The organism is Aquabacterium sp. (genome assembly GCF_044226965.1).
Lineage (GTDB): Bacteria > Pseudomonadota > Gammaproteobacteria > Burkholderiales > Burkholderiaceae_C > Pseudaquabacterium.
Genome location: NZ_JBGAGA010000027.1, coordinates 48,286 through 71,304, shown reverse-complemented (window position 1 = coordinate 71,304; position 23,019 = coordinate 48,286). Strand labels below are relative to the sequence as shown.

13 protein-coding genes are annotated in these 23,019 nt (G+C 71.6%); 4 read left to right on the top strand and 9 right to left on the bottom strand.

All coding sequences use genetic code 11. From position 1 onward, the window contains the following. Together ACILR4_RS14105 and ACILR4_RS14100 are read right to left on the bottom strand one after the other, a co-directional pair. A partial coding sequence (locus ACILR4_RS14105; RefSeq protein ID WP_395701500.1) for a TonB-dependent receptor plug domain-containing protein occupies positions 1-2,039 on the bottom strand: 2,039 nt, incomplete at its 3' end. A 46-nt stretch (positions 2,040-2,085) separates the two neighbouring features. Then, positions 2,086-3,021 carry a histone deacetylase family protein gene (locus tag ACILR4_RS14100; protein WP_395701499.1) on the bottom strand — a complete coding sequence of 312 codons (936 nt, stop codon included), beginning with the start codon at positions 3,019-3,021 and terminating at the stop codon, positions 2,086-2,088. Positions 3,022-3,057: 36 nt separating this feature from the next. On the opposite strand from ACILR4_RS14100, the gene ACILR4_RS14095 reads away from it, so the two are divergent. From ACILR4_RS14095 to mltB, 4 genes are read left to right on the top strand one after another with little or no spacing between them, the layout of a single operon-like run. Then, positions 3,058-3,987, top strand: a complete 930-nt coding sequence (locus ACILR4_RS14095) for an AAA family ATPase (protein ID WP_395701498.1) — start codon at positions 3,058-3,060, stop codon at positions 3,985-3,987. Next, a complete protein-coding gene (locus tag ACILR4_RS14090; RefSeq protein WP_395701497.1) occupies positions 3,984-4,943 on the top strand; it encodes a DUF58 domain-containing protein in 960 nt (319 codons plus the stop codon). Before ACILR4_RS14095 ends, ACILR4_RS14090 begins: the two co-directional genes overlap by 4 nt. Further along, a complete protein-coding gene (locus tag ACILR4_RS14085; RefSeq protein ID WP_395701496.1) occupies positions 4,940-7,033 on the top strand; it encodes a transglutaminaseTgpA domain-containing protein in 2,094 nt (697 codons plus the stop codon). The genes ACILR4_RS14090 and ACILR4_RS14085 overlap by 4 nt, the downstream gene beginning before the upstream one ends. A 37-nt stretch (positions 7,034-7,070) precedes the next feature. Further along, complete coding sequence (gene mltB, locus ACILR4_RS14080) at positions 7,071-9,947, top strand: lytic murein transglycosylase B (RefSeq protein WP_395701495.1); 2,877 nt, start codon at positions 7,071-7,073, stop codon at positions 9,945-9,947. Here mltB and ACILR4_RS14075 read toward each other — a convergent pair. The 7 genes from ACILR4_RS14075 to ACILR4_RS14045 form a co-directional block, all read right to left on the bottom strand. Beyond that, a complete protein-coding gene (locus ACILR4_RS14075) occupies positions 9,944-10,864 on the bottom strand; it encodes a DUF808 domain-containing protein (RefSeq protein ID WP_395701494.1) in 921 nt (306 codons plus the stop codon). The two genes, mltB and ACILR4_RS14075, sit on opposite strands and share 4 nt — an antisense overlap. A gap of 81 nt (positions 10,865-10,945) precedes the next feature. Further along, positions 10,946-11,848, bottom strand: a complete 903-nt coding sequence (locus ACILR4_RS14070) for a transglutaminase domain-containing protein (RefSeq protein WP_395701493.1) — start codon at positions 11,846-11,848, stop codon at positions 10,946-10,948. Then, positions 11,845-14,400 (bottom strand): circularly permuted type 2 ATP-grasp protein, encoded by a 2,556-nt coding sequence (locus ACILR4_RS14065; protein ID WP_395701492.1) that lies wholly within the window; start codon positions 14,398-14,400, stop codon positions 11,845-11,847. Before ACILR4_RS14065 ends, ACILR4_RS14070 begins: the two co-directional genes overlap by 4 nt. A 66-nt stretch (positions 14,401-14,466) precedes the next feature. Further along, positions 14,467-17,943 (bottom strand): DUF2126 domain-containing protein, encoded by a 3,477-nt coding sequence (locus ACILR4_RS14060; protein WP_395701491.1) that lies wholly within the window; start codon positions 17,941-17,943, stop codon positions 14,467-14,469. A 15-nt stretch (positions 17,944-17,958) separates the two neighbouring features. Continuing rightward, positions 17,959-18,915: an alpha-E domain-containing protein gene (locus ACILR4_RS14055; RefSeq protein WP_395701490.1), complete on the bottom strand. Its 957-nt coding sequence runs from the start codon at positions 18,913-18,915 to the stop codon at positions 17,959-17,961. Positions 18,916-18,930: 15 nt separating this feature from the next. Then, a complete protein-coding gene (locus tag ACILR4_RS14050; RefSeq protein WP_395701489.1) occupies positions 18,931-20,367 on the bottom strand; it encodes a circularly permuted type 2 ATP-grasp protein in 1,437 nt (478 codons plus the stop codon). Further along, positions 20,364-22,850, bottom strand: a complete 2,487-nt coding sequence (locus ACILR4_RS14045) for a DNA internalization-related competence protein ComEC/Rec2 (protein ID WP_395701488.1) — start codon at positions 22,848-22,850, stop codon at positions 20,364-20,366. Before ACILR4_RS14045 ends, ACILR4_RS14050 begins: the two co-directional genes overlap by 4 nt. Positions 22,851-23,019: the final 169 nt, after the last annotated feature.

Here is a 23,019-nt window from a genome sequence, read left to right as displayed (position 1 = left end):
CGCGCCAGCGGCAGGTCGTTCGGCAGGCTGGTGCCCGGCGCCAGGCTGGGCTCGCGCGCATCGGCGTCGAACAGGTTCAGCACGCTGGCCGAGAACTCCCAGCCGCTGCGCGTGCGGGCGCTGCGCAGCGTGAGGTCGAGCGTGGTGTAGTCGGCGATCGGCGCGCGCGCGTCACCCGGCGCGCGGCGGCGGCCGGCCACCTGGTTGAGCTGCGCGCTGGCCAGCCAGCCGCCCGCGGCAGCCCAGTCGGCGCGGGCCCACAGGTGGCGGTGCGGCGCATAGCCGGCGTCCTGGCCGGTGTCCTGGTCGGTCGTTCGCTGCAGCGCCAGGTTGCCGCTCAGGCGCAGGTGCCGGCTGGCCTGCCACTGCGCTTCCAGTTCCAGCCCGCGGCCGCGCTGGCGGCCGATGTTGGTGAACATGGCCGAGCCATCGGCAGCGCCCTCGATGCGGATGCCGTCCCGCGTGGCGAAGCCGAACAGGCTCGCATGGAGCTGCAGGTCACCCGTGGCCTGCCAGGCCAGCGCGGCTTCGAGGGTCTGGATCGTCTCGGGCCGCAGCGCCGGGTTGCCCCGCACCACCGGATTGGTCACGCTGAACTGCTCGGTGAAGGCCGGCGCGCGAAAGGCCCTGCCATAGAGCAGCTTGGCCGTGAGGTCCAGCCGCGCGTCCCACACCAGCGCCACGCGTGGATTGGTGGTGCCGCCCACGTCGGAATAGCGGTCGTGCCGCACGCCGGCGGTGAGCGTCCAGTCGGGCCGCAGGTGCCACTCGTCCTGCACATACAGGTAGTCGACCCGGCGCCGGTGCGGCGCGAGGAAGGTGTCGACGGGCGCGGCCTCGTGCACCTGGCCGTCGGCGTCGGGCATCGGCAGGCCGATCAGCGGGCCGGAGGGCACCAGCACGAAGTTCTTGAACTCGCGGGTGCGGTACAGGTCGAGGTCGTCGTGCCCGATGCCGATGCGCCAGCGATGCGCGCCGGCCCCCTGCTGCTGCAGCACCGCGCCCAGCCGCAGCTGGCGCTCCCAGGTCTCGGGCGCGCCGATCATGCCGTTCGGAAACGCGCCGTTGAACGCGCCCGGGGGAAACAGCTGCAGCGGCACCGGCAGCGTCTGCTCGTAGTGCATGTAGCTGGCGCGCAGGCCCAGGGTCCAGTCGCCGCCGAGCCCGATGTCGTTGCGCGACAGGTCGAGCAGATGGCGCTGCGAGCGCAGCCGACCCACCGGGTCGAGCGCCGCAGCCACGCCGGCACCGGTCTGCAGGTCGTCGCGCAGCTTGTAGTCGGCGCGCAGCCGCCAGCCCTGCCAGGCCAGGTCCAGCCCGCCGTCCACTGCGCGGTAGCCCAGCTGCGTCGGGCCCGGGGCCAGGCTGGCGCGGGTGCCGAACAGCTCGTCGAGCGCGGTCTGCGCGTCGCGCTCGACCGTGCCGTGCGGCCCGTCGCGCCGGCCCACGCGCAGGAAGGCCGCGAGCTGCGCGGAGCCGATCTGCCCGCCGTGCTGCAGCCAGCCATCGCGCAGGCCGAGGGCGCCGATGCGCGCACCGAGCTCGGTGCCGTCGACATCGGCCGCGGTCTTGGTGACGATGTTGATCACGCCCGAGTACGCGTCGGCGCCGTACAGCGCGGAGCCCGGGCCGCGGATGACCTCGATCCGCGCGATACGGTCGGCCGTCAGCCCGCCCCACACGTTGCCGCGGTTGCCGACGAACAAGGTGGTGACCGGCACGCCGTTCAGCAGCATCAGCGTCTGCGGATTGAACTCGCTGGCAATGCCGCGGATCAGGTACAGCGGCCCATAACCCTGGTTGCTGCGGCTGACATGCAGCCCGGGCACCGATTCGAGCAGGCGGTCGAGTTCGACCTCGCCAATCGCCGCGATGTCGGCCGCGCCGATCACGGTGGCCACGGCGGGCGCGCGCCGCAGCGGCTGCTGACTGCCGGTGGCGATGCTCACCGTGGGCTGGCCGCCGAACACCGCGGCCAGCTCGTCCTCTTCGCTCGCCTGCTGCGCAGACACGATCACGCTGGTGCCCAGGCAGGCCATCACACAGATCATCCGGCAGGCCCGCCACAGCAGCCGAAGCCTCATCTCACAGGTCCGCCAGCACCCGCAGATGCGCCGCCACGCTGCGCGCCAGCGCCCCCAGCGCATAGCCGCCTTCGAGGCAGGACACGATGCGGCCACCGCAGTGGCGATCGGCCAGGTCCTTCAGCCGCCGCGTGATCCATTCGTAGTCGGCCTCGACCAGGCCGAGCTGGCCAAGCTCGTCGTCGCGGTGCGCATCGAAGCCGGCCGAGATGAACAGCATCTGCGGCCGGAAGGCTTCGAGCCGCGGCATCCACATCGCCTCGATGATCTCGCGCACGTCCAGGCCGCGGGTGTACGGCGGGATCGGCACGTTGACCATGTTGGTGCCCTTGGGCACCGCCCCGCTGCCCGGGTACAGCGGGTGCTGGAAGAAGCTGGCCATCAGCACGCGGTCGTCGCCGGCGATGATGTCTTCGGTGCCATTGCCGTGGTGCACGTCGAAGTCGACGATGGCCACGCGCTGCAGCCCCAGCACGTCCAGCGCATGGCGTGCGCCGACCGCGACGTTGTTGAAGAAGCAGAAGCCCATGGTCTCGTCGCGCGTGGCATGGTGGCCGGGCGGGCGCACGGCGCAGAAGGCATTGGCCACCTCGCCGTTCACCACCGCCTCGGTGGCCGCCACCGCGGCGCCGGCGGCGCGCAGGGCCGCGCGCCAGGTGGCCGGGCAGGCAATGGTGTCGGGGTCCAGCGCGCGCGATTCACCGCTTTGCGCCAGCTGCTCGAGCCGGTCCTTCAGCTGCAGCACATAACCCGCGGTGTGCGCGCGTTCCAGCTGGTCCAGCGTGGCCTGCGGCGCGTCGCGGTGCTGCAGCGCGATGTCCAGGCCGGTGCTCAGCAGGTGATCGGTGATCGCATCGAGCCGCTGCGGGCACTCCGGGTGGCCGGCTCCCATATCGTGCAAACGGCACTCGGCATGGGTGTAGAACGCAGTGGACATCTGGCGCGCTTCGATTTTTGGGCTATGGTGCCGCGCATGTCGGAATCCACACTCGCGCGGCGCCTGTCTCGTCTGGCGGACCAGATTAGCACGATCATCGTAGGCAAACGCTCGCAGATCGACGACTGCATCGCCTGCCTGCTGGCCGGCGGCCACCTGCTGATCGAGGACGTGCCCGGCGTCGGCAAGACGACGCTGGCGCATGCGCTGGCGGTGTCGCTGGGCCTGCGTTTTTCGCGCGTGCAGTTCACCGCCGACCTGATGCCTTCGGACCTGGTCGGCGTCAGCGTGTTCGAGCGCTCGAAGGAAAGCTTCATCTTCCACCCCGGCCCGGTGTTCGCGCAGGTGCTGCTGGCCGACGAGATCAACCGCGCCGGCCCCAAGACCCAGAGCGCGCTGCTCGAGGCGATGGAAGAGCACCAGGTCAGCGTCGAAGGCGAGACGCGGCCGCTGCCCAAGCCCTTCTTCGTGATCGCGACGCAGAACCCGACCGACCAGCTCGGCACCTACCCGCTGCCCGAGAGCCAGCTCGACCGCTTCCTGATGTGCATCACGCTCGGCTACCCCGACCGGCAGTCCGAGCGCGCGCTGCTGTCCGGCGAGGACCGGCGCGACGTGATCGAGCGCCTGGGCGCGGTGATGAACCCGGCCGAGCTGATCGAGGCGCAGCAGGCGGTGTTCGGCGTCCATGTCTCCGATGCGCTGCTCGACTATCTGCAGGCGCTGATCGCCGCCACGCGCTCGGGCCAATGGTTCGTCGAGGGGCTGAGCCCGCGCGCCGGCATCGCGATCCTGCGCGCCGCGCGCGCCAGGGCCCTGCTCGGCCAGCGCGACTACGTGGCGCCCGACGACGTGCAGGCCATCCTGCCGCAAACGGCCGCGCATCGCCTGGTGCCGGTGGCCAGCGCCGGCCGCGGCCGCGTGGAACAAGTGCGCGCCATGATGGAGGCCGTGGGCCTGCCGTGATCGCCGAACGCGTTCGCCGCTTCTTCGAGAACCGGCTGCCGCGCTCGGACAGCTGGACCCTCGGGCAGCGCAACATCTACATCCTGCCCACGCGCACCGGCTGGGCCTTTGCGGTGACGCTGCTGGTGATGCTGCTGGCCTCGATCAACTACCAGCTGAACCTGGGCTACGCGCTCACCTTCCTGCTCGGTGGCGCGGGCCTGATCGCGATGCAGCAGACCCATGGCAACCTGCGGCGGCTGTCGCTGCGGGTGAAGAGCCCGCAGCCGGTGTTCGCGGGCGAACGCGCGCTGCTCGAGGTGGTGGCCAGCAGCCCGGCCGGCGAGCGCCCCGCCATCGGCATCGGCCTGTACCGCGCCGGCGCGCGCGGCCTGGCCTGGATCGACGTGCCGGCCCAGGGCCATGCCAGCGCGCAGCTGGCCTTCGTGCCGGAGACGCGCGGCCTGCATGCGCTGCCCACGCTGATGGCCGAATGCAACTTCCCGCTCGGCCTGTTCCGCGCCTGGACCGTGTGGCGGCCGGCCAGCCAGGTGCTGGTCTACCCCCGGCCCGAGACACCGGCCCATGGGCTGCCGGCGGCCCAGCCCACGCCGGGCGGTGGCCAGCAGTCGCAGGTGCGCTCCGGCGGCGAGTTCGACGGCGTGCGGGCCTACCGCCGCGGCGACCCGCTGCGCCAGGTGGTGTGGAAGAAGGTGGCCAAGAGCGGCGAAATGGTCAGCCGCGACACCAGCTCCAGCGCCAGCCGCGAGCTGTGGCTGGACTACCAGCTGGCCGCGCTGCCCGATGCCGAGGCGCGGCTGTCGCGCCTGTCGGCCTGGGTGCTGGCGGCCGAGCGGCTGGGCATCAATTTCGGCCTGCGCCTGCCGGGGCAGGAGCTGGCCTGCAGCAGCGGCGAGGCGCAGCGCCGCGCGGCACTGGAAGCGCTGGCGCTGTGGCACCTGCCAAGTAACGCATGAATGCAGCGGCCAGCACCGGTGCGAGCGCCGCGGCAGCCGGCGCCAAGGGCCCGCTGTGGCCCGGCTGGCACAAGCTGCCGCGCGAGGCGCGCGACACGCTGTTCCAGCTGGGCGTGATCGGCTGGACCATCCTGCCGCACCTGGGCCACCTGCCCTGGTGGTGCGGCGCCATCACCGCGGTGGTGCTGTCCTGGCGCGCCTGGCTGGCGCTGACCAACGGGCCGCTGCCCAACCGCTGGCCGGTGATCGGCCTGCTGGTCATCGCCACCGGGCTCACGCTGTGGACCGAGCGCACGCTGCTGGGCAAGGACGCCGGCGTCATGCTGCTGGTGGTGCTGATGGGCCTGAAGACCCTGGAGCTGCGCGCTCGGCGCGACGCGCTGGTGGTGTTCTTCCTCGGCTTCTTCCTGGTGCTGACGCACTGCCTCTATTCGCAATCACTGCTCACCGCGCTGTGGATGCTGGTCTCGGCCTGGGGCCTGCTCACCGCGCAGGTGCTGGCCAGCATGCCCGTGGGCCGGCCCACCTTGAAGCGCGCCGGCAAGGTGGCCGCGCGTTCGGCGCTGCTGGGGCTGCCGCTGATGGCGCTGCTGTTCGTGCTGTTCCCGCGCTTCGGGCCGCTGTGGGGCCTGCCGCAGGACGGGCTGGGCCACACCGGCCTGTCCGGCTCGCTGCGCATGGGCGGCGTGGCGGACGTGGCCAACGACGACACCGTCGCCTTCCGCATCAAGTTCGACGACCGGCCGCCGCCGCAGGCGCAGCTGTACTTCCGCGGCCCGGTGCTGACGCAGTTCGACGGCCTGGAGTGGCGCCAGCCGCCGCAGCTGACCGGCGTGCCACGGGTGCCGCCGCGCCTGCAACTGCACGGCAGACCGGTAGGCTACGAACTGCTCGTCGAGCCGATCCGCCTGTCGCTGCTGCCGCTGCTGGAGGCCACGCCCGACCAGCCCGGCGCCGCGCCGTCGGTCACCGGCTGGCCGCTGCGCCTGGGTCCCGACCTGCAGTGGCAAACCGACCGCCTGATCACCGACCGCCTGCGCCTGCACGCGCAGGCCTGGCCCGACTACCAGATGGGCCCGCGCGAATCGCTGCCCGCGGGCTTCGAGCTGACGCGCCTGCCCGAAGGCAGCAATCCGCGCGCGCTGGCCTGGGCCCGGGCGCTGCGTGCGGAGCCCGGCCTGGCGCGCGCCGACGCCAGCGAGCTGGCGCAGGCGCTGATGCAGCACATCCGCCGCGAAGGCTTCAGCTACACGCTGGCGCCGGGCGCCTACGGCCGGCAGGCGGTGGACGAGTTCTGGTTCGACCGCAAGCAGGGCTTCTGCGAGCACTTCGCGGCCAGCTTCGTCGTGATGATGCGGGCCATGGGCGTGCCGGCGCGCATCGTCACCGGCTACCAGGGCGCCGAGCCGCCCGATGCCGACGGCTGGATGATCGTGCGCCAGAGCAACGCGCACGCCTGGGCCGAATACTGGCAGGCCGGCGTGGGCTGGCGCCGCGCCGACCCCACCGCCGCCGTGGCGCCCGACCGGGTGCAGGCCGGCCGCTCGCTGGTGCCGCGCCCGGGGCTGATGGCCGGTGCGCTCACCTCCGTCAGCCCGGCGCTCGCCGAGCAGTTGCGCCGCACCTGGGAATTGCTGGACAACCGCTGGAACCAGTGGGTGATGAACTACTCGCGCAGCCGCCAGTTCGACCTGCTGGAGGCGATGGGCTTCAGCGCCCCGAGCTGGGAAGACCTGACGGTGACGCTGATCGGCCTGCTGAGCCTGGTGTCGCTCACGGCCGCGGCCTGGGCCTGGTGGGACCGCCACCGGCAGGACCCGTGGCAGCGCCTGCACCGCCAGATCCGAGAGGCACTGCTGCCGCTGGGCATCCACGCGCAGCCGCACCATGCGCCGAGGGCGCTGGCACGCGAGGTACGCGTCCAGCTCGGCGAGGCCGGCACGCCGCTGGCCGAGGCGCTGGAGGCGCTGGACCGCAGCCGCTACGGCCACGAGAACCGCCGCCTGCCCGGCCCCACCTGGTGGCGCCAGTTCGAGCGCGAGGCGCAGCGCCTGCGCCGCCGCAAGCCGATACAGCTGCAACCGGGCTAGCGGCGGGCGGCCCCGTGGCAGCCGGGATAATGGCGTCATGCACGATGCCCGACGCCGCCCCGCTGGCCACGCCTTTTCATTGTTAGCACTGGCCGCCGCCTGTGCGCTGGCGCTGCCGGCTTCGGCCGCCCGCCCCGCCCGGCAGCCCACGCCCAAGACGCCGCCGGCGCGCGCGGTGCAGAGCGACCAGGACCCGGACCGCTTCACCTATGGCCGGCGCGAGGACGTGATGCGCTTCGCGGCCGAACTGGCCGAGCGCCGGCAGCTCGACCGTGCCGCCGTCGAACAGGCGCTGGCCCAGGCCCGCTACCAGCCCGCGGTGGCGCGGCTCATCATGCCGCCGGCCACCGGCATCGCCAAGAACTGGGCCGCCTACCGCGCGCGCTTCGTCGAGCCCGAACGCATCCGCGCCGGCGCGGCCTTCTGGCAGGCGAATGCGCGCTGGCTGGACGCTGCGCAACAGCGCTATGGCGTGCCGGCCTCGGTGATCATCGGCATCCTCGGCGTCGAGACCTACTACGGCCGCCTCACCGGCGGCTTCCGCGTGCTCGACGCGCTGGCCACGCTGAGCTTCGACTTCCCGGCCGGCCGCAGCGACCGCAGCGCCTTCTTCCGCGACGAGCTGGGCCGGTTCCTGACCCTGGCGCAGCGCGAGGGCTTCGCGCCCGAGGCGATCAAGGGCTCGTACGCCGGCGCCATCGGCCTGGGCCAGTTCATGCCCGGCAGCATCCTGCGCTACGCGGTCGACTTCGACGGCGACGGCCACGTCGACATGGCCGGCAGCCCGGCCGACGTGATCGGCAGCATCGCGCACTACCTGGCCGAGCACGGCTGGCAACCCGGGGTGCCCACGCACTACGGCGTCATACCGCCGGCCGACGCCGAGGACCGCCAGCGCCTGCTGGCGCCCGACATCCTGCCGAACATGACGCCCTTCGAGCTGGCGGCCCAGGGCGCCAGCCTCGACGAGGCCGGCCGCCGCCACGACGGCCTGCTGGCGCTGGTGGCGCTGCAGAACGGCGACGATGCGCCCAGCTACATCGCCGGCACGCAGAACTTCTACGCCCTCACCCGCTACAACCGGTCCAGCTACTACGCGCTGGCAGTGGTCGAGCTGGGCCAGGCGGTGGCCGCCAGCGTCGGCCCCGGCGCCATGCCCCAGCCCACGACCAGCCCGCCCGATGCACAGCCCGATGGCCAGCGCCTGCAGGCCGTGTTCGACCGGGCATGGGAGCGTGAACTGCGCGAGGACCCGCTGGGCGCCACCTACGTCGGCGACCACCGTTTCGATGCCCTGTGGCCCGACCTGCGCCGCAGCGCCTTCGACGCCAGCGAAGCCGGGCTGCGCCAGGACCTGCAGGACCTGGCCGCGATCCCGCGCGACAGGCTCTCCGCCGACGAGCGCCGCAACCACGAGCTGTTCCAGGCCGACCGTGAACGGCATCTGGCCACCCGGCGCTTCCACCCCGAGTTCTACATGCTGCGGCCCAGCGGCGGCCTCCAGACCGCCAACGAGGCCGTCGAGCTGATGCGCTACGAGACCAGCGCCGACGTGCAGACCTGGCTCGCCCGCATCGCCGCGCTGCCGACCTTCATCGACCAGGCCATCGCGCTGCTGCGCGAGGGCCTGGCCCAGGGTCGCACGCCGCCGCGCCTGCTGGTCGAGCGCGTGCTGCCGCAGCTGGCGCAGCAGCTGGTCGACAAGCCCGAGGCCAGCCCGTTCTACGCGCGCTTCACGCGTTATCCCGAGGCGGTGCCGGCTGCCGACCGGGAGGCCTTCAGCGCCCGCGCCCGGCAGCTCATCGCCGAGCAGGTGGTGCCGGCCTACCGCCGGCTCGACCGCTTCCTGCGCGACACCTACATCCCCGGCTGCCGCAGCAGCGTGGGGCTGCGCGACACGCCTGACGGCCTGGCCTTCTACGCCGAACGGATCCGCTTCCACACCAGCACCACGCTGAGCGCGGAGCAGATCCACGCGATCGGGCTGGAGGAAGTGGCACGCATCCGCGAACAGATGCAGCAGGTGATGCAGCAGGTGGGGTTCCAGGGCACCCACGCGCAGTTCTTCGAGTTCCTGCGCAACGACAAGCGCTTCTACGAGCCGAGCCCGGACGCGCTCTTCCGCCGCTACGTGCTGGCGGCCAAGCAGATCGAGCCCGAGCTGCCGCGGCTGTTCGGCAGGCTCTACCGCACGCCCTTCGGCGTGCGGCCGATCCCGGCACTGTCGGCGCCCGGTGCCACCACGGCCTACTACGCAGGCCCGTCGGACGACGGCCTGCGCGCCGGCTACTACTACGTCAACCTGTACCGGCCGGAGGCGCGGCCGACCTGGGAAGTCGAGGTGCTGACCGCGCACGAATCGGTGCCCGGCCACCACCTGCAGATCGCGCTGGCGCAGGAGCAGGGCGCGCTGCCGAAATTTCGCCGCTTCTCGGACTACACCGCCTTCGTCGAAGGCTGGGCGCTGTACTCCGAGCGGCTGGGCTACGAGCTCGGCCTGTACCAGGACCCCTACGCGCGCTTCGGCCAGCTCACCTACGACATGTGGCGCGCGGTGCGCCTGGTGGTCGACACCGGACTGCACGCGCTGGGCTGGACGCGCCAGCAGGCCATCGACTACTTCAAGGCCAACGCACCGAAGACCGAGCTCGACATCACCAACGAGATCGACCGCTACATCGCCGACCCCGGCCAGGCCCTGGCCTACAAGATCGGCCAGCGCAAGATCCTGGCGCTGCGCGCGCAGGCCGAGGCCGCCCTGGGCCCGCGCTTCGACATCCGCGCCTTCCACGACGCCCTGCTCGCCAACGGCGCCGTGCCGCTGGACCTGCTGGAGCGGGACATCAATGCGTGGATTGCGCGGCGGCAGCCGCAGCCGGCCGCTCCGATGACACGCCAGGACAGCGTGCGCTAGGCTGGATTGCGCCGGGCCAGCAGCTTCTGGCCCAGCGTCACCACCGCCAGCGCGATGGCACCGGCAACGATGCCGGCCAGGGCTTCGCCGAGCATCGAGGCCACCAGTGCGGCGATGCCGCTGAGGCCTTGCGTCCAGCCGGACAGCAGGTGGTGCAGCGCCGGCCAGCCGTGCACCAGGATGCCGCCACCGACCAGGAACATCGCGATCGTGCCGACGATGGCCAGCAGCTTCATCAGCCAGGGCGCGGCCAGCAGCAGCACGCGGCCGATGGCTTTCGACGCAGCGCCGTCGCGCCGGCTCAGCCACAAGCCCACGTCGTCGAGCTTGACGATGGCCGCGACCAGGCCGTAGACGCCGAAGGTCATCGCCACCGCGATGCCGGCGAGCACGCTGGCCTTGACCGCGAGCGTCTGGCTCGCCACCACCCCCAGCGTGATGACGATGATCTCGGCCGACAGGACGAAATCGGTGCGCACCGCGCCGCGGATCTTGTCGCGCTCGAAGGCCACCAGGTCAAGCTGCGGGTCGGCCAGTGCCTGTGCCACCGCGCGTTCGTGCGCCGCATCTTCATCGGCGCTGTGCAGCAGCTTGTGCGCGAGCTTCTCGACGCCTTCGAAGCACAGGTACAGGCCGCCCACCATCAGCGCCGGCAGCACCGCCCAGGGCGCGAAGAAGCTGACCAGCAGCGCCGCGGGCACCAGGATCAACTTGTTCAGCAAGGACCCCTTGCACACCGCCCAGACCACCGGCAGCTCGCGCTCGGCGCGGATGCCGGACACCTGCTCGGCGTTCAGCGCCAGGTCGTCGCCGAGCACGCCGGAGGTCTTCTTCGCCGCAACCTTGGTCATCAGCGCGACGTCGTCGAGCACCAGCGCGATGTCGTCGAGCAGGGCAAGCAGGGAAGCAGCGGCCATGGGGTTCGAGAAGGAATGCGGACAGCAGGCCGCGGGGTCGCAAGTCTAGGGCCAGGCCGTCGGAAACCCGTCGGCCGAAGGTCAGGCCAGCGGCTCGACCGTCACGGCCACATGCGGCGGCGTGGTGCCGCCGCCGCGGATCACGCCACGCAAGGGCGCCACGTCGGCATAGTCGCGCCCGAAGGCCAGCGTGACATGGTCCTGCGCGACCGCCACCTTGTTGGTGGGGTCCAAGGCCACCCAGCCGTTCAGCGGGCACCACACCGCCACCCAGGCATGCGAGGCATCGGCCCCCACCAGCCGGGGCTGGCCCGGTGGCGGCTGGGTCAGCAGGTAGCCGCTGACATAGCGTGCCGCCAGCCCGCGCGAGCGCAGCACGCCGATCATCAGGTGCGCGAAGTCCTGGCACACGCCGCGGCCGTGGGCCAGTGCCTGCAAGGCATCGGTGGCCACGGAGGTGCTGTGGGGTTCGTAGCGCATGCGCTCGTGCACGCGCACCATCAGGTCCCAGGCCAGTGCCAGGAGGGGCCTCTCGGGCGCGAACAGGTCGCCGCCGAACGCGGCCAGCGCCGCATCGACCGGCGCGAACGGGGAGCCGAGCACGAACTCCACCGCATCGGGCTGCTGCGCCCCGGCGCGGTACTGCAGCGCCTGCACCGCCTGCTGCCACGGCGGGCTGGCCGACAGGTCCAGCGCGGGCGGCGGCAGCAGCTGCACGCGGAAGCTGGAGGTCACCGTCAGCCGGTCGTGCACGCGCGCATGGCCGAAGCCATGACGCCAGTTGCCGAAGGCGTCGCGGCTTTCCTGCACCGCGGCACGGCCGCCCTCGGGCTCGGGGTCGATCTGCAGCTCCCAGCCCAGCACGCGCTGCAGCTCGGTCTCGCGCGGGCGCAGGTGGGCGCTGTGCTGCGCCACTTCCACCGGTGTGTCGTAGTCGTAGCGCGTCTCGTGCCTGACGGACAAAGTACGCGGCACCCCGCTCATTGCCACACCGTACGCTCCGGCGACACCACGTGCACGAAGAGGTGCCGGCCGATTTCGTCGGACAGCTCGCGGGCGGCCACGCTGCAATCGCGCAGCGCCTCGATCAGGGCCGCCGGACTCTCCGCCAGGCGTTCGAGCGCCCAATGCTCGGGCATCGGCAGCTCGGCGCTGACCTGGTCGACCCAGCCGGCGTCCTGCCGCGCCAGCTTGCGCAGCCGGTCGCGCATGGTGCGTGCCACCCAGGCCAGCGAGCGCGGGTTGTCGGTGTCGAACACCAGCAGGTGCAGCAGCGGCATCACCTCGCGCCGGGCCTGGAACTGGGCGCGGTAGGTGATGGTGGAATCGAACAGTGCCAGGATCACCGCGAAGCCGTCGTCGGCGTCCTGCACGCCATGCTCGAAGGCCACCGCCAGCGCATGCGAGAGCATGTCCAGCCGCTCGATCTGCCGCCCCACCGACAGCAGGCGCCAGCCGTCGTCGCGCGTCATGCGGTCGGTCTGCGCGCCGGTGATGGCCGCCAGGTGCGTGGCCGCGCGCGCCAGCACGCCCAGCACGTCGGGCGCCGGCGCATGGCCCTCGCCTTCCTCCAGCACCGCCGCCAGGTGGTGTTCGAAATGGTCGCCCACCTCGTGGATCAGCTTCCAGTGCTCGGGCGACAGGCGCTCGCGCAGCGCCTGCGCGCAGTCACGCAGGGCCCGCAGGTTGAAGCTGACGCTGGTGAGCTCGCCGCGCAGGCCCAGGCCGTGCACAAGCGCGCGCTCGAACAGGCGCAGCGACTGCCAGGGCGCCGGCACCGCCGGCCCGACCAGGCCGTGGTGGCGCGCCAGCGCATCGAGCAGGCGCATCACCGGCGCGCTGGCTTCGGGCAGGGCCTCGAGCATCACCTTGGCCAGGCGCACGCTGTTCTCGGCGCGCTCGGTGTAGCGCCCGAGCCAGAACAGGTTCTCGGCCGCGCGGCTGGACACGGTGCGATGCCAGCCCTGCAACTCGGCGGCCGACAGCGGCTGCGGCAGCAGCGAGCTGGGGTCGACCGCGCCGCTGGCAATCACCCAGGTATCGACGCTGGCGCTGCCATGCTGCATCGACAGCAGCGGGTCGTGCGAGGCTTCGTCGCGGCCGGCCACGCGGGTCAGCGCGCCGGGCAGCACCTGCCAGCCGCCACTGCCATCGGCCAGCGCGTAGACGCGCATCACCGCGGCGCGCGGCCACAGCTGGCCGTCGGCCCACACCGGGGTCTCGCTCGGCCGCAGCGGCTGCAGCAGCGTGTAGGCCGCCGGATTGGCGTCGATGCGGGCCTGCAGCGCGGCGCGTTCGTCGGCGTCGAGCTGCGCCACCACCTGCGCCTCGATGCCGCTGCTCGGGAAGGTGGGCACGACGATGAAGTCCGCCAGCGTGTCGCGCTGCGCGGCCCACACCGCGGCCTCGCCGCACCACCAGGTGGTGGGCGCGGGCAGCAGCAGGTCCCGCTCGAGCAGGCGCTGGGCCACCGCGGGCCAGAAGGCCGAGAGGCCCAGGCTTTCCAGGAAGCCGGCACCGGGCGCATTGGCCATCACCAGCTCTCCGGCGCGCAGGGCCTGCAGCAGGCCGGGCACGCCCAGCGCCGAATCCGGCCGCAGCTCCAGCGGGTCGAGGAACTCGTCGTCAACGCGGCGCAGCAGCACGTGCACCCGCTCCAGGCCGTGCAGGGTCTTCAGGTACAGCCGGTTGCCGCGCACCGTCAGGTCCGAGCCCTCGACCAGCGTGACGCCAAGGTAGCGCGCCAGGAACACCTGCTCGAAGTAGGTTTCGTTCAGCGGCCCGGGGGTGAGCAGCACGATGCGCGAGCGCTCGCCGGCCGGGCTGGCACGCATCAGCCCGTCGAGCAGCGAACGGAAGCTCGATGCGATGCGCTGCACCCGCAGGGCCGCGAATTCCTCGTGCAGCTGCGGGCCGATGATCAGCCGGTTCTCCAGCAGGTAGCCCAGGCCGGAGGGCGCCTGCAGCCGCTGCGCCAGCACCGTGAAGCCGCCCTCGGGCGTGCGCGCCAGGTCGAAGGCGGCAATGTGCAGGTGCGTGTTGCCGCGCGGCCAGAGGCCGTGCACCGGGCGCAGGTATTGCGGATGCGCGAACACCAGCGGCGGCGGCAGCAGCGCGTCGCGCAGCAGGGTCTGCGGGCCGTAGATGTCGGCCAGCGTCAGCTCGAGCAGCTTGGCGCGCTGCTGCACGCCCTGCTCGATGACGGCCCAGTCCTCGGCACTGACGATGAAGGGCAGCAGTTCCAGCGGCCAGGGCCGGTTGGATTCGCGCGGCTCGGCATAGACGTTGTAGGTGGCGCCATCCTCGCGCACGCGCTGCTGCACGCGCAGCTGGCGTGCGCGCAGGTCGCCCCAGCCGTCAGCGCCCAGCGTGTCGAAGAACCGCTGCCACAGCGGTGCCAGCGCAGCGGCCGCACCGCCCGCGGTCAGGGCACCGCGCAGCTCGTCGAACTGGCCCGGCGTGCCGCGGTGCGCGACGGCCGCCGCCAGCGCGGCGGCATCGGGCAGGTCGTCGTCGCCGAGCAGGCTGGATTGCATCCCCGCATCATGCCCTGCGCGAGGCGGCTCCCGCATCGGGCCCTCCCCCCTTGACCCGGTGTGATGTCAGCGCGCCGTGCGCAGGTCCAGCGTGAACGGGAACTCCAGGCTGCGTTCGGCCGGCTTCAGCGCCATCGGTCCCGGCGTGTGGCCGATCGTGAAGAAGCGGGCCAGCCGCCGACTCTCGGCCTCGTAGGCATTGACCGGGAAGGTGCTGTAGTTGCGCCCGCCCGGATGCGCCACGTGGTACTGGCAGCCGCCGAGCGAGCGTTCCATCCACCGGTCGACCAGGTCGATGGTGAGCGGCGCATGCGGCGCGATGGTCGGGTGCAGCGAGCTGGGCGCCTGCCAGGCGCGGTAGCGCACGCCGACGACGAACTCGCCGACGCGGCCGGTGGGCTGCAGCGGCGCCACCTGGCCGTTGACGGTGACCACATGGCGCGGGTCGACCAGGCCGCTCAACTTGATCTCGAGCCGCTCGAGCGACGAGTCGACATAGCGCACCGTGGTGCCCTGGGCGCCTTCCTCGCCCATCACATGCCAGGGCTCGAGCGCATTGCGCAGCGTCATGTGCACGCCGCGCGCCGTCAGCTCGCCCACCTTCGGGAAGCGGAACTCGAAGTGCGGCGCGAACCAGTCGAGCTTGAAGTCGAAGCCGGCGCGCGCCATCTCCTCGATCACGTCCTCCATGTCCATCCACACGAAGGTGGGCAGCAGGAAGCGGTCGTGCAGCTCGGTGCCCCAGCGCACCAGCTCGGCACGGTAGGGCTCGTGCCAGAAGCGCGCCACCAGCGCGCGCAGCAGCAGCTGCTGCACCACGCTCATGCGCGCATGCGGCGGCATCTCGAACGCGCGCAGCTCCAGCAGGCCCAGGCGGCCGGTGGAGGAATCGGGCGAGTACAGCTTGTCGATGCAGAACTCGCTGCGGTGCGTGTTGCCGGTGACATCGACCAGCACGTTGCGCAGCGTGCGGTCCACCAGCCAGGGCGGCATCTGCTGGCCGTAAACCGCCTTGCTGCGCTCGATCTCGGCCAGCGCGATCTCGAGCTCGTAGAGCTGGTCGTTGCGCGCTTCGTCGACCCGCGGCGCCTGGCTGGTCGGGCCGATGAACAGGCCCGAGAACAGGTAGCTCAGGGCCGGGTGGTTGTGCCAGTAGGCCAGCAGCGAGGCCAGCAGGTCGGGCCGGCGCAGGAACGGCGAATCGGCCGGCCGCGCGCCGCCCAGCACGAAGTGGTTGCCGCCGCCGGTGCCGGTGTGGCGACCATCGAGCATGAACTTCTCGCTGGACAGGCGCGACTGCCACGCGGCGTCGTACAGGAACTCGGTGTGCTCGACCAGTTCCTTCCAGTCGTGCGCGGGGTGGATGTTGACCTCGATGACACCGGGATCCGGCGTCACCTGCAGCATCTTCAGGCGCGGATCGCGCGGCGGCGGATAGCCTTCGAGCACGATCTTCACGCGCAGCTCGGCCGCGGTGGCCTCGATCGCGGCGAGCAGGTCGAGGTAGTCCTCCAGCCGCTGCAGCGGCGGCATGAAGACGTACAGCACGCCGCTGGCCGTGCCCTGGGCCTCGGCCTTCGGGCCGTTGGCGCGGCGCGGGTCGCGCACCTCGACCACCAGCGCGGTGCGGGTGATCCAGTGGGCGGATTCGAAGCGCTGGGGCGCGCGCGCCAGGTCCGCCGCAGAGAGGGCCGTGCCGCCAGCCGACGAGCCGTCACCGGCACCGGCCGCCACGCCCGCCTCCGGGTCTTCCCACAACGGCCGCTGCAGGCCCACGGTGCCGCCCTCGGCGAAGCCACCGCCGATGACATGCGAGGCGTACTGCGACTTCACGGTTGCCGCCGCCGGCAGGGCACCGCGCGGGGCGAAGGGGTCGGTCTCGATGTGGTACGGGTACTCGGTGCCGCGCACCCAGGGCAGCGAATCGAGCGGCAGGCGGTAGCCCATCGGCGAATCGCCGGGGAACAGGTACATGCGCTCGTCGCGGAAGAACCAGGGGCCGGTGACCCAGGTCGGGCCGCTCAGGCCGGGCCCATGTTCGGGCCGGATCGGCAGCGCGTAGCCCACCGGGTGGTCGAGCCCCTGCGCGAACACGCGCCGCAGGCGGATGCGTTCGAGCTCGTCATCGAGCCGCGCATCGAAGGGGTCGACGTTCACCGGCAGCCGGCGCTCGCGCCACAGGTAGTACCAGGTGTCCTCGTAGCCGGTCTGCACATGGTCGGCCGTAACACCCAAACGGCGCGTCAGCGCCTGCATGAAGGCCAGCGCATCGGCCGAGGTGTAGGCATGCGGATCGCGCTCGTCGGCGAACAGCGAAGGGTCGTGCCAGCAGGGTTCGCCGTCGGCGCGCCAGCAGATCGACAGTGCCCAGCGCGGCAGCTGCTCGCCCGGGTACCACTTGCCCTGGCCGAAGTGCAGGAAGCCGCCCTGGCCATAGTGCGCGCGCAACCGGTGCACCAGGTCCTGCGCCACCATGCGCTTGGTCGGGCCCAGCGCATCGGTGTTCCATTCCGCCCCATCGCGGTCGTCCACCGACACGAAGGTCGGCTCGCCGCCCATCGTCAGCCGCACGTCGCCGGCCACCAGCTGCTCGTCCACCGATTCGCCCAGCGCCAGCATGGCCTGCCACTGGTCTTCGGTGTAGGGCTGGGTGACGCGGGGCGATTCCCAGATGCGGGTGATCGCCATGTGGTGGCTGAACTCGACCTCGCACTCGTCGACCGCACCACTCACCGGCGCGGCGCTGGAGGGCTGCGGCGTGCAGGCCAGCGGGATGTGGCCTTCGCCAGCCAGCAGGCCCGAGGTGGGGTCGAAGCCGATCCAGCCGGCGCCGGGCAGGTACACCTCGCACCAGGCATGCAGGTCGGTGAAGTCGACCTCGGTGCCGCTGGGGCCGTCGAGCGCCTTCACGTCGGGCTTCAGCTGGATCAGGTAGCCGGAGACGAAGCGCGCGGCCAGGCCCATGTGGCGCAGCGTCTGCACCAGCAGCCAGCCGGTGTCGCGGCAGGAGCCGGAGGCATTGACCAGCGTCTGCTCCGGCGTCTGCACGCCGGGTTCCATGCGGATCAGGTAGCGGATGTCCTGCTGCAGCCGCTGGTTCAGGCCGACCAGGAAATCGATGGTGCGCTGTTCCTTCCGGTCGATGGTGTCGAGGAAGGCCTGGAAGGCTGGCGTGGCCGCGTCCTTCACGAGGTAGGGTGCCAGCTCCAGTGCCGGCGCCTCGTCGTAGGTGAACGGGAACTTCTCGGCACCGGGCTCGAGGAAGAAGTCGAACGGGTTGTAGACCGACATCTCGGCCACCAGGTCGACGGTGACGCGGAATTCGGTGGTCTTCTCGGGGAAGACCAGGCGCGCGAGGTAGTTCGAGAACGGGTCCTGCTGCCAGTTGATGAAGTGGCCCTCGGGCTCGATCTTCAGCGAGTACGACAGGATGTTGGTGCGGCAGTGCGGCGCCGGCCGCAGCCGCACGATCTGCGGCGAGAGGCCGACGCGGCGGTCGTACCGATAGTGCGTGACGTGGTTCAGCGCGACGTGGATCGACACGGGAAGCCTTCGGTTTTATGCAGGGACGAGGAAATCGCGGCTGATGCCGGCGCCGATGTCGTTGACACGGTCGAGGAACTGCGTCAGGAAGGCATGCAGGCCGGTGGCCAGGATCTCGTCGATGCGGCCGAACTGCAGGTCCGAACGCAGGCGGCCGGCGCGACGGCGGGTTTCGCCGCTCTGCTCGTTGGCCACCTGGTCGAGGTTCAGCACCACCTCGTTCATGCAGGCCGCCAGCGAGCGCGGCATGTCGGGCCGCAGGATCAGCAGCTCGGCCACCTTGTCGGGCCGGATCACGTTCCGGTAGACCTTGCGGTAGATCTCGAAGCCGGACACCGAGCGCAGGATCGCGCTCCAGTGGTAGAAGTCGACTTCCGGCGCGTCGTCCGAGCCCCAGGAGCCGAAGTAGTCGCCGGCCAGCGCGTGGAACTTCACGTCCAGCAGCCGCGCGGTGTTGTCCGCGCGCTCCAGGAAGGTGCCGATGCGGATGAAGTGCAGCGCCTCGTCCTGCAGCATCGTGCCCACCGACACGCCGCGCGACAGGTGCGAGCGGAACTTCACCCACTCGAAGAAGTCGGCCGGGTCGCGGTCGATGCTGCCGTCGCGCAGCTTGCGGTTGAACTCCAGCCAGGTCTGGTTGGTGGTCTCCCACAGCTCGGTGGTCAGCGTGCCGCGCACGGCCCGCGCGTTCTCGCGCGCGGCGCCCAGGCAGCAGGCGATGCTTGAGAGGTTGTTGGTGTCCTTCACCATGAAGTGCATGACGTTGGTGGCGTTCACCTTGTCATGCCGCTGCTTGAACGCCTGCGTGAGCTCGGAGATGCCCAGCACCCCGTCCCAGCCCTGCTCGGCGCGGTCGGCCGACTGCGGCAGCAGCGAGGTCTGGTAGTTGACGTCCAGCATGCGGGCCGTGTTCTCGGCGCGCTCCATGTAGCGGGACATCCAGAAGAGATGGTCAGCGGTACGCGACAGCATGTGTTGTGTTCTCCGTCAGGCCTCGAGCACCCAGGTGTCTTTCGTGCCACCGCCTTGCGACGAGTTGACGACAAGCGACCCCTCCTTCAACGCCACGCGGGTCAGCCCGCCCGGCACCATCTGCACGCTCTTGCCCGACAGCACGAAGGGCCGCAGGTCGATGTGCCGCGGCGCGATGCCCTTCTCGACGAAGGTCGGGCAGGTGGACAGCGCCAGCGTGGGCTGCGCGATGTAGTTGGTGGGGTTGGCCACCAGCTGCGCGCGGAAGGCCTCGACCTCGGCCTTGCTCGCCGCCGGGCCCACCAGCATGCCGTAACCGCCGGCGCCGTGCACTTCCTTCACCACCAGCTCCGCCAGGTGGTCCAGCACGTACTGCAGGTCGGCCTTCTCGCGGCACAGGTAGGTGGGCACGTTCTCCAGGATCGGCTTCTCGCCGAGGTAGAACTCCACCATCTTCGGCACGTAGGGATAGATGCTCTTGTCGTCGGCGATGCCGGTGCCGATGGCGTTGCACAGCGTGATGTTGCCCTTGCGGTAGACCTCCAGCAGGCCGGCGCAGCCCAGCGTCGAATCGGGCCGGAAGGCCAGCGGGTCGAGGAAGTCGTCGTCGACGCGGCGGTAGATCACGTCCACCCGCTTCGGGCCCTGCGTGGTGCGCATGTAGCAGAAGCCGTCCTTGACGAACAGGTCCTGGCCCTCGACCAGCTCCACGCCCATCTGCTGCGCCAGGAAGGCGTGCTCGAAATAGGCGCTGTTGTACATGCCGGGGGTCAGCACCACGACGGTGGGCTCGTTCACCGAGGCCGGCGCCACGTCGCGCAGCGTCTCGAGCAGCAGGTCAGGGTAATGCGCCACCGGCGCGATGCGGTGCTGCGCGAACAGCTCGGGGAACAGCCGCATCATCATCTTGCGGTTCTCGAGCATGTAGCTCACGCCCGAGGGGACGCGCAGGTTGTCTTCCAGCACGTAGTAGGTGCCGCTGCCGTCGGGCTGCGCCGCGCGCACGATGTCGATGCCGGCGATGTGCGAGTAGATGCCGCCGGGCACGTCCACGCCCATCATCTCGGGCCGGAACTGCGCGTTCTTCAGCACCTGTTCGGCGGGCACGAGGCCGGCCTTCAGGATCTCCTGGCCGTGGTAGACGTCGTGGATGAAGCGGTTGAGCGCGTTCACGCGCTGCGCCAGGCCGGCCTGCATGCGCTGCCATTCGTCGGCCGGAATGATGCGCGGGATCAGGTCGAAGGGAATCAGCCGCTCGGTGCCCGAGCCATCCTCGTCCTTCGCGCCGTACACCGCGAAGGTGATGCCGACGCGGCGGAAGATCATCTCGGCCTCTTCGCGCCGAGCGGCCATCACCTCGCGCGGCTGCTGCTGGAGCCAGCGATCGAAGTCGCCGTAGTGGGGGCGCACGGCACTGGCGCTGGCCTGCATTTCGTCGAAGCTCGGGGTCATGGGCTGCCTTCTCCTGCCGTAGGTTTAGCAACATCCGCACCAGCCGCGGGCAGGACCCAGTGCCAGTAGCGTCGCTGCACTGCGCGCGTGCACATCGCCGCACCATCGTGCCACAGCCATGCACCGCATTGGTCGGTGCGAACCAGAGGTATGCCGCGCTCCGCATAGCGCGCCAGCACATCCGGTGCCGGGTGGCCGAAGCGGCTGCGGTAGCCGGCCTGCACCACCGCCACGCGCGGCTGCACCGCATCCAGCCATTCGGCGCTGGACGAGGTGCGGCTGCCGTGGTGCGGCACCAGCAGGATGTCGCTGCGCAGCGCCGGGCCCAGGCGCTGCAGCAGCACGGCTTCCTGCGGGGCCTCGATGTCGCCGGTCAGCAGCGCGCTGCGGCCCTGGGCATCGACCACCCGCAGCACGCAGGACATCGCGTTCGACTTCTGCGGCTGCGCATAGTCTTGCGCCAGCGGGTGCAGCAGCTCGAAATGCACGCCGTCCCAGTCCCAGGACTGGCCCGCCTCGCAGCGCCGCTGCGGCACCGCGCCCTGCAGCAGCGCGTGGCCGGCCTCCAGCGAGCTCAGCAGTTCACGCGGCGGCAGCGCCGCCAGCACCGAGGCGGCGCCGCCGACATGGTCGATGTCGCGGTGGCTGAGCACCAGCAGGTCCAGGCCGAGGTCGTCCTGCGCCTGCAGCAGCGGCACCAGCACGCGCTGGCCGGCGTCGCTCTCGCGCGAATACTGCGGGCCGCTGTCGTACAGCAGCCGGTGCGTGCGCGTGCGCACGATCACCGCGGTGCCCTGCCCCACGTCCGCCGCCACCAGGTCGAACGCGCCCGGCCCCGGCCGCTGCAGCGGCGGCCACAGCAGCGGCACGGCCAGCGGCAGCGCCAGCCAGCGCAGCCGCCACGGCCACGGCAGCAGCCCGACCACCGCGGCGGCCAGCCCGCAGACGATGGCCCAGGTCGGCGCGGCCGGCACCTGCCACACCGCACCCGGCCAGCTCGCCAGCCAGGCGAGCATCGCGACCATGCCCTTGGCCACCAGCGCCGCCAGCCACCACAGCGGGGCGAGCACGACGCCCCCCATCGCCAGCGGCGTGATCATCAGGGTGACCAGCGGAATCGCGATCAGGTTGGCGATGAAGCCGACGATCGACAGCTGCTGGAAGAACACCAGCGACAAGGGCGCCAGCCCCAGCGTGGCCACCAGTTGCGAGCGCAGCGCGCCGTTGAGCGCGAGGCGCCAGCCCGGCGGGCGCGCCGGCCCGTCGGCGGCGTCGACCACCCGCTGCATCGGCTCGGAGGCCAGCAGCAAGGCCACGGCCGCGAACGAGAGCCAGAACCCCGCCTGCAGCAGCGCCCAGGGGTCCTGCACGATCACCGCCACGCCCGCGGCCAGCAGCACCATCAGCCAGGGCCAGCGCAGGCCGGCGCTGCGCAGCAGCACGCCCACCGCCAGCATCAGCAGCGTGCGCACGGCCGGCACGCCCCAGCCGGCCAGCAGGGCATAGCCCGTGGCCACCGCCAGCCCGCCCCAGCCTCCGGCCAGCGGCGCCGGCAGCCACAGCGGCAGCCGCGCGCTGCGGCGCCAGGCCCAGCCCACCACGCCGCCGGCCAGCCACGCGAACATCGTGACATGCAGGCCGCTGATCGACATCAGGTGCGCGATGCCGGTGTTGCGGAACAGGTCCCAGTCCTCGCGCTCGATCGCTGCCTGGTCGCCCACCACCAGCGCAGCCAGCACGCCGGCCAGGCGCAGGTCGCTCACTTCACGTGCTATCGCCTCGCGGAGGGCCTGGCGTACCCGCTCGACCGGGTGCGCCACGCCGTCGGCCAGCCGCTCGGCCGCCGGCCCGCGCGCCGCCACGCGCACGTAGCCGGTGGCACGCAGGCCCTGCTCCCACAGCCAGAGCTCGCTGTCGAAACCCTGCGGGTTGATCGCGCCATGCGGCCGCTTCAGCCGCACCGGCAGGCGCCAGCGCTGGCCCGCGCGCAGCTCGGCACGGGGGTCGGCCAGCGCGGCTTCGTCGGCGAAGCCGCGATACCAGCCGAGCGCGATGTCCGAAGGCAGCGGCACCGGCCGACCCTCGGGCGTGACGGCGGCCTCGACCTCGAACCGGAAGCGGGTGCCCGAGGGGCCGACCTGCGGCATCGCGGCGACGATGCCAGTGACCAGCAGGTCACGTCCCTCCAGCGCCGGCGCCAGCTGTTCGGCCAGCCGCACACCGGCACGCAGGCCGGTGCTGGCAAAGGCCAGCAGCGCGAGGCCCAGCACACCCAGGACCAGGCCGCCGCCAGCGGCCAGCTGCCGCTGGCGGACGCTCATCTGCCACCCTAGCGGCAGCAGCAGCAGGCCCGCGCCCAGCAGCAGCCCATAGTGCAGCGGCAGCCACAAGGCCGCCTGCTGCAACTGCAGCGCAACGCCCGCTGCCCACGCCAGCCCTCCCCAGGCGATGCGCCATCCCGGGTGGATCCCTGGTGTCGCCATGGTGACAGTGTAGAGGGCTCGCCCTGTCTGCCCGCGACCACGCACCCGGGGTCAACCCACCCCCAAGTCGCGGGGCGCATGTCACCGAAACGTTACATCCAGCAATTTGGCGTGAGATAAATCGTTCACGAGAGCCGACATGCGCGACCGATGCACGCTCGGCCTGTTC

Bases quoted from the DNA above. Each gene is read 5' to 3' on its own strand.
- ACILR4_RS14100 (WP_395701499.1), bottom strand. From the start codon at position 3,021: ATGTCCACTGCGTTCTACACCCATGCCGAGTGCCGTTTGCACGATATG.
- ACILR4_RS14095 (WP_395701498.1), top strand. From the start codon at position 3,058: ATGTCGGAATCCACACTCGCGCGGCGCCTGTCTCGTCTGGCGGACCAG.
- ACILR4_RS14085 (WP_395701496.1), top strand. From the start codon at position 4,940: ATGAATGCAGCGGCCAGCACCGGTGCGAGCGCCGCGGCAGCCGGCGCC.
- mltB (WP_395701495.1), top strand. From the start codon at position 7,071: ATGCACGATGCCCGACGCCGCCCCGCTGGCCACGCCTTTTCATTGTTA.
- ACILR4_RS14075 (WP_395701494.1), bottom strand. From the start codon at position 10,864: ATGGCCGCTGCTTCCCTGCTTGCCCTGCTCGACGACATCGCGCTGGTG.
- ACILR4_RS14070 (WP_395701493.1), bottom strand. From the start codon at position 11,848: ATGAGCGGGGTGCCGCGTACTTTGTCCGTCAGGCACGAGACGCGCTAC.
- ACILR4_RS14065 (WP_395701492.1), bottom strand. From the start codon at position 14,400: ATGCAATCCAGCCTGCTCGGCGACGACGACCTGCCCGATGCCGCCGCG.
- ACILR4_RS14055 (WP_395701490.1), bottom strand. From the start codon at position 18,915: ATGCTGTCGCGTACCGCTGACCATCTCTTCTGGATGTCCCGCTACATG.
- ACILR4_RS14050 (WP_395701489.1), bottom strand. From the start codon at position 20,367: ATGACCCCGAGCTTCGACGAAATGCAGGCCAGCGCCAGTGCCGTGCGC.
- ACILR4_RS14045 (WP_395701488.1), bottom strand. From the start codon at position 22,850: ATGGCGACACCAGGGATCCACCCGGGATGGCGCATCGCCTGGGGAGGG.